Origin of the sequence: Caloramator sp. (genome assembly GCF_020054765.1) — a bacterium.
Lineage (GTDB): Bacteria > Bacillota > Clostridia > Clostridiales > Caloramatoraceae > Thermobrachium > Thermobrachium proteoclasticum.
Map to the genome: position 1 here is coordinate 1 of NZ_JAIHAO010000053.1, position 12,358 is coordinate 12,358.

Sequence of the window (12,358 nt, forward strand, 5' to 3'; positions counted from 1 at the left end):
ATGCCATCGTCCTGATGGCCGCTCGGCTCGGCACGTCCTGTGCCGAATTACGGACTTTTTCAAAGTCGAAAAGCAATAATTGCTAAAGCTCATGAAAGAGCCAAGTAAAATCCTTTTATGGGGCTTTCATACTTTAGATAACAAGTAGGTTTATCAACAATCAGCCATTAACTTTATATTAAGTAAGGGGCATATTAAAACTAATTGTAAAAATAGAGCATTCCTCTATCATATTTTAAGAATCCTTTTCCCTCTGAAATAGAACTTGATTCTTGCAGACTATATTTTTTCTTAATTTCTTCCTTTATATAGTTTTTATTTAAAAGCTGACCAACAAAATGCACTTTAAAATTATCCTCCCTATCTACAACAATAGAAAAACTATCTTTACTATTCCATTTTCTCAAATTATCAACTATACGTATTAAATCCTCTAAAAGTTCAAAACCTGCTTCTACTTCAAATAAAATAGATTCTTTATTTGTTATATCCTCCTCAATTTTAGGATATGAGTAATCATCTAAGCACTTTAATACATACTCAACTCTTTCTATTACCCTTTCAGCTATAGGCATAGACGAAGAATAAAATTTTTGTAGTGTTCCAGCCAATTCAACAACAAAATGAACATTTACAGATTTATTAAGGAACAAATACTTTAGGGCCAGTATACTCATTTTGTCATTTAGGCTAAAAAGAAAATCAAAACTATCAAGCCCATCTACTATAAGTTCCATTATTGGACCTTCTAAATCCATCTTAACATCTAATGATTTTTTATAGTAAAGTATTTCCTTTATATCAACTATTTTATTAAGCTTTATTATAAAATTAACTTCGCCGTTTTCATCAACATATATTGTACTTCTTTTATTTTTTAATAATTTATATAAAGCTTCATAGTATCTAAAGCTAAGCTGCTGCATATATGATTTTTTATCAATAGCCTTGTTGTTAACTGTATAATCTGACCTATTTATTCTTTCAATAATTTGCATCAATTTCCCTCCCAATTATTTGCTATTTATATTTTACTAAATTCCACAATATTTTTCACTATAAATAATATAAATATTAAATTTTTGTATTAATACTCAAGCTTTCTTATAAACTGTCGAAAAATTTAAAAACAAGTCGAGAGGTGTTTGATATGAAAAAGACTAAAAAGCTAAGTTTTAAACTTATCCCAATCATTCTACTTATGGCTATATTGCCTATAATAATAACCTCATCCTTTACAATACTAAAATTTGGTAGTGTAATTGAGGGAAAGGTAAATGAACTGACATCACAGATTGCAACAGAAAAGGCCGCATATGTTGACCAATTTATAGAAAAATATGAAAAACAGATTGAAGCTATAATTAAAAATCCCGCCACTTTAAATATTAATGAGGAAAATCTAAATGCAACACTGCAATCAACTAAGGAATCTGACTCAACTGTCCTTTATTCTTATATGGGAACACAAGATAAACAGATGTTTATTTATCCAAAGGTTGAATTCCCTGCAGGTTATGACCCAACTTCTCGTCCTTGGTATAAAGAGGCAGAAGCAAATTTCGGCAAAATTATTGTTACAGAACCCTATAAAGATGCGGCAAGTGAACAACTTGTTGTAACCGTTGCAAAGGCTATAAAACTAAATAATGGTAAAACTGCTGTTGTAGCAGAGGACATCAATATGACATCCCTTGCAGAGGTTGTATCAAAAACAAAGGTTGGAGAAAAGGGATATGCTTCAATAATCCTTCCTAACGGTTCAGTACTTGTTCACCCAGATACCTCTATTATCGGCTTAAACATTGCCGAAAAATATGACTGGGGTAAAAGGATAATTGAACAAAAGAAGGGAAATATAAAATATCACTTTAATGGGTTAGATAAAATAATGGGTATTGCAAACTCTCAAAAAACTGGATGGATTCTTGTTGCAACTCTATCACAGGATGAATACGCAAGAGCATATAAAAGTACATTAATAACAACCCTTATTTTAATAGCTTTAATCATAGTTGTAGCAATAGTTATAGGAATACTAATAGTAAGATATATAATAAACCCAATAAACATTTTAGTTGAAAATATAAAATCAATTTCAGATGGTGACTTAACTGTTGATATTAAAATAGATAGAGATGATGAAATAGGAATAATACAAAATAACCTATCTCAACTTGTTAAAAACCAAAGACAAATAGTTACTGAAATTGTAGCAACAAGCTCACAACTTCTTGGTGCTTCAAGCGACATAAATAGTTCTACAGATAGCAGCGTAAAGGCAATTAATGTAATAACAAAATCTATGGAAAATATAGCATCATCAACACAAACTAATGCTGCAAGTATAGAGGAAGCAAATGCTGGTATTGAAGAGATTGCATCAAATGCTCAACTTGTTGCAGAATCTGTATCAAAGGTTAAGAATAATAGCGAAGAGGCTGTTAATGCAGCAAATAACAGCTATCAAACAGTTGAAAATACAACTTACGCAATGCAAAAGATTAAGCACTCTGCAACTGAGGTCATGGAGGTTGTAACTGAACTATATGAAGCTTCAAAGCAAATAGATATAATAGTAAATACTATTACAGATATAGCTTCACAAACAAATCTTCTTGCTCTAAATGCTGCAATAGAGGCTGCACGTGCTGGAGAAGCTGGACGTGGCTTTGCAGTTGTTGCAGATGAAGTTAGAAAACTTGCTGAAGGAAGTAGTAATGCAGCTAAAAATATCGGCAAACTTATAGAAAACATACAAATAAAGGTTGAAGCAGCCGTTACAACAACTAAAACTGAAATAGAACTTGTTGAGGAAGGAAGCAGAGCAACAGAGGAATTAAAGGTTGCACTATCAACTATACAAAAGCAAATAAATACTTTAAACAAGCATATAGAAGAAGTTGCGGCTGCTGCAGAAGAACAATCTGCATCAGCACAACAGATGTCTGCAGTTATAAATACTATAAGCCAATCAATAGAAGAAACAGTAAAGACGACAGATGAGATAGCCTCAACAACATTATCACAATCCGATGCTATAAATGTTATACACGAATATGCAAAGGAACTTGAAAAAATAGCTGACAAACTAAAAGAACAAATGAATAATTTTAGAATATAATTTATGGGCCAATAAACTAATAATCTATTAGTTTATTGGCCCAACTATTGTCATATGTTTTATACCTTCAATTAATTCATCTAAATTGTCAATTTCATAGGGAATTGTCTTTTTTAAGCTTTTAAAAATACTAAGAGCTCTAAAATACTCATTCATATAATAATAGGATAATCCTAAATTATAGTATAGGGATATATAGGAATCTACCTCAAAATCTCCAAGGGAAGTTTTTTCATAAACATCTATAGCAAAATTAAACATATCCCTGGCCCTTTCAATATCCCCCATTTTAATGTATACACATCCTAAAACATTATAGGCTTCTGGTACAAAGGATAAAACTTTAATAATGCTCTTTGCAATATCAAAGGCCTGTTCAAAGTTTCCTTTATCGTAATAATCCCAGCATTCATCTAAGAGCTTATCGTATTGTTCAAGCAAATCCTTTGCCAAATATTCAAACATCTTCCTTCCAATGTCATTAGGGATAAAACTGTCGTTTTCAACACTACCTAAGTTTAACCTTTCAAACACCTCTTCTGAAATCCTCTTAAAGGCTAAACTTGAATTTAGCTTATTTATAGAACCAAAATAGGAAATTTTATAAATACCGTTCTCCCTTAAATTATCTGTTTCTTCTATTAATTTTTTTGTTGTCTGTGAAAGCAGTGCAAATATATACATTCTTAAATCTAAAGATAAGTATATATCTTTAGATTTAAGATATATATTCCAATCTACATTCAAAAGTAAAAATCTTATTATCTCCGCAGTTAAATAATATCTATCTATATTTCTTATTAAAAGTTCCTTTGACGTAAGATTAAAATCTTCACCCTCACTTAATATACCCTGAATTTTTAAAAAATCTATTAAAAGTTTTATATATGCTGAACTTCTTTTAAAGTGTTTTGCTATCAAATCTATAATCAGCTTTTCATTTTTTACTATACTTTTGTTTTTAGATATCTCATCTATAATATCTAAAAGCATAATCAAATCGTCAATAACTATATGTGAAATATAGTTATTATCCTTTAAAAAATTATACAAACCATCCCTCTTTGCTGATACATCAAGAACCTGTACTTTATTTAACATTTATCTCCTCCATCTATTTCTTTTTTATTTTACATACAAAAAATCCCTCAAGTTCTTTAGAAGGCAATACTCTTATTGCCTTACTTATACTTTTATCATATCTATCAGTAAATGCCTCCACAACACCATTTATTTTAAGATCAATATTAAGTATTTCTATGTCAAGATTGTTTAATGCCCAATCTAAAACCTCTTCATTCTCTTTTCTATTTAATGTACAAGTTGAATAGGCCATTATTCCACCCTTTTTTAATGCCTTATATGCACTAAAAAAAAGCTTCCTTTGAAGATTAGATAGCCTATTTACCTCCCTAGGTGACCAGAATCTATATGTCTTTACATCCTTTATATTAAATCTACCTTCTCCACTACAGGGTGCATCAAGCAAAACCCTGTCAAACTCCTCAGGATACTTATCCCCAAGCTGCTCTCCCCTACCGTTTACAACCTCTACTATACTTGCCCCCTGAAGCTCTACATTATATTTTAACCTTTCACATCTTATCTTATCAAGCTCATTTGCTAAAATATATCCCTCATTATTCATCATTGCAGCCATCTGTGTTGTTTTACTTCCTGGTGCCGCAGTCATATCTAATATTTTTTCGCCCCTTTGAGGTTCTAATACAAGTGGAGGAATCATACTTGGGAGGCTCTGTATATATATATATCCATCCTTATAAATATCAAGCTTTTCAAGTGACTTTTCATCTGCATTTTTTATTATAAGTGCATCCTTATACCACTGAACTCTATCAAATTTTATATTTATTCTTTTAAAATACTCCATTAGGCTATTTATATCATACTTTAGAGTATTAACCCTAAGGGTTGTATACCTATCACCCATAAAAGAATAGAGCATTTTATCTGCTGTTCCTACTGAAAACTCTTCGTATATGTAATCTATGAATTCCTCTGGAAGCCTTCTTTTTACATCTGAAATTGAAGCCAATAAAATCACCATCCTAAATATTAAATTTATTATACTTGTACTTATCCCCTTAAAGTAATAAAATTATATTAGCGTAAAGATTTTACTACATTTTGTTGAAAGGAGCAAGGTAAATGTCCTTAACATTCGATTGGAAGGAAGATAGAAATCTATCTTTGTTGGTTGATTTTTATGAACTAACAATGGCAAACGGGTATTTTAAAAATGGTGTTGGTGAAAAAATAGCATATTTTGATATGTATTTTAGAAGAGTTCCTGATAACGGAGGATACTGCATCGTAGCAGGTCTGCAACAGCTAATTGAGTACCTTAAGAATCTTAAATTCAGCGATGATGACATAGAATTCTTAAAAAGTAAAAATATATTCAATGAAGAATTCATAAATTACCTTAAAAACTTTAAATTTACCTGCGACGTATATGCTATAAAAGAGGGAACTCCTGTTTTTCCAAATGAACCTCTACTTGTTGTTAGAGGCCCTATTATGCAGGCTCAGTTTATAGAAACAATGGTTCTTTTAACTATAAACCATCAAACACTTATCGCAACAAAGGCTAACAGAATTGTAAGAGCTGCAGAGGGGAGAACAGTTTTAGAATTTGGTTCAAGAAGAGCACAGGGGTATGATGGTGCTATATTTGGTGCCCGTGCTGCCTATATTGGAGGATGTAATGCTACTGCCTGTACCATTGCAGAAAAACAATTTGGCATACCTGCAGTTGGAACAATGGCCCACAGCTGGGTTCAACTTTTTGATTCAGAACTTGAGGCCTTTAGAGCTTGGGCAAGAACATATCCTGAAAACTGTCTATTGTTAGTTGATACCTATAATGTATTAAAATCTGGTGTACCAAATGCCATAAAGGTATTTAACGAAGAGCTTCTACCTCGCGGGATAAGACCAAAGGGTATAAGAATAGACAGTGGAGATATAAAGTATTTAACTGAAAAGGCAAGGAAAATGCTTGATGAGGCTGGATATCCAGACTGCCAAATTATTGTTTCAAATTCCCTTGATGAATATATAATAAAGGACGTTTTAAGACAAGGTGCAAAAATAGATGGATTTGGAGTTGGCGAAAGATTAATTACAGCAAAATCTGAACCTGTATTTGGAGGCGTTTATAAACTTGTTGCAGTAGAGGACAATGGCAAGATAGTTCCTAAGATTAAAATAAGTGAAAACGAAGAAAAAATAACAAACCCAGGATTTAAACAAATTTATAGACTATTTGATAAGGAAACAAACAAAGCCATAGCAGACCTTATAACCTTCCACGACGAGGTAATTGATGAAGATAAACCACTTGAGATATTTGACCCTATTTTTACTTGGAAGCGAAAAACAGTAACTAACTTTTATGCAAGACCACTCTTAACTAAAATATTCGACAAGGGAGTGCTTGTATATACTTCACCTTCAGTAAGTGAAATAAGAAACTATGCCCAAAGCGAGCTTAACACACTTTGGGAGGAAATTTTAAGATTTGAAAATCCTCACAAATACTATGTAGACCTTTCAACTAAGCTTTGGGGATTAAAGCAGAGACTATTAAATGAATATACTAAGAATTATAAATAAAAAACAATCCAATTTACCCCATAATGGATTTTGGTATGTATTAGCTAGAAATGTTAATTGATTAGCCCTATGGAAGGATTTTATAAAATTCCTTCCATAGGGCTTTTCCATAATTAAACAATCATACATTCGCTTTAAAGGCAAATTACTTTTATGGTTCTAAATGGAAAATGTCACATTTCACGTGGGTGACACTTTTGTATTATTCATCTACAGAAAACTCGCTTCCATAGGCAATTTTAGAAAAGGCCTTTTCTGCATCAATGAGCTTTACACCCTTTATATCTATGTTATCAAAATTCGCCTGTCCTATTCCATCTTTAATCAGCCTAAAAAGATAGTTTATTGCTTGTGGTCTAAAACCAAGAAGCCTTGCACAAATAGTATCTACAGCAACTGCATCTAATCCAGCAATTAGCATATCAGTATGTACTGCAACACCCTTTGAGGGTCCTGTACCAATCATAGCAGGACTTAGGCTTACAATCGCCAAATCAATTGGTATCTCCTTTGCCATTGCATATATAAATCCATGCAAATCCTCGTGTATTCCAAGGGATTTTTTAGGATAACCGTGTATTTCAGCTGGTGGAAGTGATAGTGCCATATTCTTTATCGAGGCAGACATAGTTGCCTCCTCATGTACCTTAAGCTGCGTAAAGGAGATTAAAACATCTGATTCCTTTATTATTTTATTAATCTTGGTGCTTTTTACTATGCTGTGCTGGAGCTCTAAATCAAAATATTCTCCAAAGTTCAAGTCAATAAATTCCACCTGCTCTTGATTTAAAATAACATCATAACCATTAGATTTTAGTACATCAAGCGTATTGGCACCTCCTGCTCCTCCTGCAACTACAAGCCTCTTTGGATTTTTGGACTTAATGTATCGTATAAGTTCTCTTAACGTTTCTCCTCCAACAACAACTCCTTTATTTGGAGGGTTTATATTTACAAGGTTTGCTATTATAGTTACTGTTGTTGTATTATCTACTAAACTTTGAATTGGAAGATACCCAAGTGCCTCCCTTAGTGCTGCCTTTTCATCAGGATTTTTTCCAATACCAATTATATTACTTTCAAGTCTCTTTTTCCTAATCATTTTTATATCACCCCAATTTATTTTTACCAAATATAACAATTTTATTATATAAAATAAAATGCAGGCTATTGAAAAAGGTATGTATTCATTAGCCCCATGAAGGATTTCTTAGGCATTCGTTCATTTCGCTAAGCAATTCTAAGCTTTTCTTTGTTTGAAAAAAGTCCTACCCTCGCGATGCCATCGTCCTGATGGCCGCTCGGCTCGGCACGTCCTGTGCCGAATTACGGACTTTTTCAAAGTCGAAAACCTAAGAATTGCTAAAGCTCATGAAAGAGCCTATTCAAATCCTTTCATGGGGCTTTTTCATACTTTGGCTAAAAAATAAGTTTGTCAACGTTCTGAATTTTATTATAAAAAATAAAATAGCAATCATATCACCCTTTAATAAGTTATTAGTGATATGACTGCCATTAAATTATACCTCCATAACCTTAAGTTCAGGAGAAATTATTAAATTTGCCTCTGTAGCTCTAAGAACCTCCTCAACTGTTGTATCAGGTGCAATCTCTTTTAGCACAAGCCCCTTTTCAGTAACCTCAATAACTCCCATCTCAGTTACTATTAGATTAACCTCTTTAGCTGCTGTTAATGGTAGTGTACACTTTTTTAGAATCTTTGGTGCACCCTTTGCAGTGTGTTCCATTGCAATAATGACCCTTTTTGCACCAACAACCAAATCCATAGCTCCACCCATTCCAGGCACCATCTTGCCTGGAATCATCCAGTTTGCAAGGTTTCCCTCTTCATCAACCTGTAGTGCTCCAAGTACAGTTGCATCAACGTGCCCACCTCTAATAATAGCAAAGGACATTGCACTGTCAAAGCAGGCACCACCCTCTTTTATAGTCACAAACTTTGCCCCAGCATTTACAAGATCCTTATCCTCTTTACCCTCCTCTGGTGCTGGCCCAAGCCCTATGAATCCATTTTCTGATTGAAGGATTACCTCTACATCCTTATCTATGTAATTTGCAACCTCTGTTGGAAGACCGATACCTAAATTTACAACATCTCCATCCTTAAATTCCTTTGCAACCCTCTTTGCTATAACCTCTCTCACTCTTTCCTTATCTATCATCTTTCTCCCCCCTCAACAATATAGTCAACTAATATGTGGGGAGTTACTACATTTTCTGGTTCTATTTCCCCAACTTCCACAAGCTTTTCTGCCTCAACAATAACTATATCAGCCGCCATAGCCATTATAGGATTGAAATTCCTTGTAGTCTTTGAATACCATATGTTACCTTTTTTGTCAACCCTACTGCCCTTTAGTATTGCAATATCTGCCCTAAGGGGTTTTTCTAATATATACTTTTTACCATCAAGTTCCATCACAATCTTTCCTTCCTCTACTACCGTCCCAATACCAGTTGGTGTTAGAACACCACCAAGCCCTGCACCATAGGCTCTAATCCTTTCCACCAACGTACCCTGTGGTACAAGCTCTACTTCCATTTCACCACAGTTCATCTGTCTTCCCGTTTCAGGATTTGTTCCAATATGGGATACTATTGCCCTTTTCACCTGTCTATTTGCAACAAGCTTTCCAACACCCTTATCTACAAAGGCAGTATCGTTGCAAATAATAGTCAAATCCTTTACTCCCTTTTTCACTATTGCATCTACAATGTTCTCTGCTGTTCCTACTCCTAAAAATCCGCCAAACATAATAGTTTGACCATCTTTAATAAGCTCCATAACTTCATCAATTTTTTTAATCTTATTCATACGCCACCTCCATAACCCCCATTCTAATTATATAATATAAAAAAATAGCAACTTTAACAATTTATATTATTTTTAAATTTTCATAATATTTTGTTTATTTCTTTATCTTTCTAATCATTTCTCCTGCTACTTAACTCTATCTAAACTACTGAGTTTTGTCTCATAAATTTGCACTTCATCCTTGAGCTTTAATTTCCTTGCAACCAACACTAAATGATAAAGTACGGTTTTTACTGCATTACCTCTTTTAGATGAACTCTCGTAGGCATTTTTTAAAACAGTATAAGCCTCTTCATATTTTTTATTGAAGATAAGAAGCTGGGCTAAATAATCCCAAACAATATTATTTCCACCATAAATCATTAAAAACTCAAATATCTTCTTTTCTGCCCTTTCATATTTTTTATCCCTTATTGCAATATTTATAGATTCAATTCTACTCTTCATTTGATATAACATATCCTTATATAAATTACCCAATACCTTTTTACCAAGCTCTGTGATTTTATATATTAAACACCCATTATGAGCCTTAATTTCTATAAGTCCCATATTAACAAAACATAAATCTAATATACATCCTCCCTTTGTCATTGCTTCAATGCTGGCGAGTCTAAATCTTTCACTGGCAATCTCTATTAGACTATTTTTTTCATCTATCCTAACCATCTCATTTACATTTATCTTAATTTCATTATTTTTATTAAAAATACTTATTAGTATGTCTCTAATTTTTAATATATCAAAATTGGAATTGTCTACTATATTCCCCCAGTTTGTTTTAAAGAGCATAAGGTATAGAATTCCTGAGTATCTCTCATCTATATCTAATCTTGAAAGAGCTCTTCCCTTCTTTGTTACCTCAATGATATTTTTATCATAAAAAACCAAATTATTTTGAATTAAAAATTTTATAAAAATATCTGTTTCTTCGTTTTTTTCATAGCTCTCAAGGGGTATATCATTTAATATCTTCTCCAATAAAATCATTGTTTTAAAATCATAATTGTTTACGTATTCACAGTTTCTTATTACAAACTTACTGAAGTTATTTGTAGTAATTTCCTTTACAAAATCCTTTGTATCATCCCTCTTACCCATCAATCTGTCATATTTCTCTAAATAATATTCAGCATTATTAAACATACGTTTATAGTGGGCAATTTTACCACCCTTTATGAATTTATTAATCTTTAAAAATTCTGTAAGCTCCAGCATTGCATCAAGCATCCTTGGTATACCATCTCTTCCCCCAAGCTCACTATTTATAACACTTACCATATCAGTAAACTCTTCAAATGTGAAGGAATCTATTGTCTCTAAAGTTTCATTAAAATATACTAATACCCTATTTATTAAAAGCTTAATCACAAGTAGATTAAATTCAATCGTTTCTTCCTCTAATCCCTTATCCCTCATATATTTTTCAAAGGCAATTAATTTTTCCTTGTCAGTCACTCTTTTCACCACCCTAAACATTTTTACTTACATTATTTCCAAAATAGTTGCAAATAATACTATAAAAGCTGATATTTAGGCTTGATTTATAGCAAAAATTAACTAAAATTAATTGTTAAAAAATTAAAAACGATATATAATAAAGTCATAAACCTAATTTGGAGGTATGTTATGGAAAAGATTGCTCTAATTACAGACAGCTCTTGTGATTTACCAAAGGAAATAATAACTAAAAATAACATTGAGGTCATTCCTCTTAATGTTATATATGCAAATCGTGAATACAAGGACGGTGTAGATATCACACCGGAAGAAGTGGCAAAAAATCTTGATGTGGAAATCCCAAAAACATCTATGCCATCACCAAGTGATGTTTTAAATAAAATAGAATCCCTAAAAAAGGAAGGATATACTCACTGCATAATAATTACAATATCATCCGGACTTAGTGGAACCTACAATATGTTTAAAATGATTACAAGCGAAATTCAGGATATGGTAGTTGAAGTTTTTGACTCAAAGATACTCTCTTTAGGGCTTGGATTTATAGTTCTACAAGCTGCAAAATTGATCCAGCAAAAACTATCCTTCAATGAAATTATAGATAAATTATACTCAGTAAGAGAACAGGTTAAGGGGTATTTTATCGTAGATACCCTTGAATATCTAAAAAAAGGTGGAAGAATTGGACGTGTTACAGCCGCAATAGGAAGCCTTTTAAGTATAAAGCCTATTATATCTGTTGATGAAAACGGTAAATATTTTACCTTCAATAAGGCCCGCGGCAAGAATCAAGCACTTGATAGAATGTTAGATGAATTAAAGGCAGTTATAAACAATGGAAAATATTTGGTTGGAATACCACACGGATGTGTTAAAGAGGAAGCTCTAAAATATGCAGAAAAGATAAAATCCCTTGGAAATATTGAGGATATAATAATCAGTCAAATAAGCCCTGCACTTTTAGTTCACTCAGGCCCGGGACTAATTGGACTTGTGTTTATGCCGGTATAAAAAAAGCCTTGATAACTCAAAGCTCAGATTATTGACAAACCTGTTTGTTAGCTAAAATCTGAAAAAGCCCCATGAAAGGATTTCAATAGGCTCTTTCATAAGCATTAGCAATTCTTAGGTTTTCGACTTTGAAAAAGTACGTAATTCGGCACAGAACGTGCCGAGCCGAGCGGCCATCAGGACGATGACATCGCGAGGGTAGGACTTTTTCAAACAAAGAAAAGCTTAGAATTGCTTTGCGAAATGAACCGATTCCTTAAAATCCTTCATGGGGCTAATCAATATAT

Annotated in this window: 10 protein-coding genes; 3 read left to right on the forward strand and 7 right to left on the reverse strand. The window is 32.7% G+C overall.

Annotated elements, in window-relative coordinates:
- Nucleotides 1–200: 200 nt before the first annotated feature.
- Nucleotides 201–998 (reverse strand): hypothetical protein, encoded by a 798-nt coding sequence (locus JG776_RS11380; RefSeq protein ID WP_291967615.1) that lies wholly within the window; start codon nucleotides 996–998, stop codon nucleotides 201–203.
- A 152-nt stretch (nucleotides 999–1,150) separates the two neighbouring features.
- On the opposite strand from JG776_RS11380, the gene JG776_RS11385 reads away from it, so the two are divergent.
- Nucleotides 1,151–3,124, forward strand: coding sequence for a methyl-accepting chemotaxis protein (locus JG776_RS11385; RefSeq protein ID WP_291967617.1), 1,974 nt, complete (start codon nucleotides 1,151–1,153; stop codon nucleotides 3,122–3,124).
- Nucleotides 3,125–3,151: 27 nt separating this feature from the next.
- Here JG776_RS11385 and JG776_RS11390 read toward each other — a convergent pair whose 3' ends face one another.
- Nucleotides 3,152–4,225, reverse strand: a complete 1,074-nt coding sequence (locus JG776_RS11390; protein ID WP_291967619.1) for a tol-pal system YbgF family protein — start codon at nucleotides 4,223–4,225, stop codon at nucleotides 3,152–3,154.
- A 13-nt stretch (nucleotides 4,226–4,238) separates the two neighbouring features.
- Complete coding sequence (locus JG776_RS11395) at nucleotides 4,239–5,180, reverse strand: RsmB/NOP family class I SAM-dependent RNA methyltransferase (RefSeq protein ID WP_291967621.1); 942 nt, start codon at nucleotides 5,178–5,180, stop codon at nucleotides 4,239–4,241.
- A 113-nt stretch (nucleotides 5,181–5,293) separates the two neighbouring features.
- Here JG776_RS11395 and JG776_RS11400 point away from each other — a divergent pair, with 113 nt between their 5' ends.
- Complete coding sequence (locus JG776_RS11400; RefSeq protein ID WP_291967623.1) at nucleotides 5,294–6,763, forward strand: nicotinate phosphoribosyltransferase; 1,470 nt, start codon at nucleotides 5,294–5,296, stop codon at nucleotides 6,761–6,763.
- A gap of 202 nt (nucleotides 6,764–6,965) precedes the next feature.
- On the opposite strand, the gene JG776_RS11405 is transcribed toward JG776_RS11400, so the two are convergent.
- The 4 genes from JG776_RS11405 to JG776_RS11420 all read right to left on the reverse strand — a co-directional run bounded on the left by JG776_RS11405 (nucleotide 6,966) and on the right by JG776_RS11420 (nucleotide 11,057).
- Complete coding sequence (locus JG776_RS11405) at nucleotides 6,966–7,865, reverse strand: DUF362 domain-containing protein (RefSeq protein WP_291967625.1); 900 nt, start codon at nucleotides 7,863–7,865, stop codon at nucleotides 6,966–6,968.
- Nucleotides 7,866–8,283: 418 nt separating this feature from the next.
- On the reverse strand, nucleotides 8,284–8,943 hold the full coding sequence (locus JG776_RS11410) for a 3-oxoacid CoA-transferase subunit B (protein ID WP_073250265.1): 660 nt from the start codon (nucleotides 8,941–8,943) through the stop codon (nucleotides 8,284–8,286).
- A complete protein-coding gene (atoD, locus tag JG776_RS11415) occupies nucleotides 8,943–9,599 on the reverse strand; it encodes an acetate CoA-transferase subunit alpha (protein ID WP_291967627.1) in 657 nt (218 codons plus the stop codon). Before atoD ends, JG776_RS11410 begins: the two co-directional genes overlap by 1 nt.
- A 126-nt stretch (nucleotides 9,600–9,725) precedes the next feature.
- A complete protein-coding gene (locus tag JG776_RS11420; protein WP_291967629.1) occupies nucleotides 9,726–11,057 on the reverse strand; it encodes a hypothetical protein in 1,332 nt (443 codons plus the stop codon).
- Nucleotides 11,058–11,228: 171 nt separating this feature from the next.
- Here JG776_RS11420 and JG776_RS11425 point away from each other — a divergent pair, with 171 nt between their 5' ends.
- The gene (locus JG776_RS11425) at nucleotides 11,229–12,071 is read left to right on the forward strand and encodes a DegV family protein (protein WP_291967631.1); all 843 of its coding nucleotides are present in this window, start codon (nucleotides 11,229–11,231) and stop codon (nucleotides 12,069–12,071) included.
- The last annotated feature ends 287 nt before the right edge of the window (nucleotides 12,072–12,358 follow it).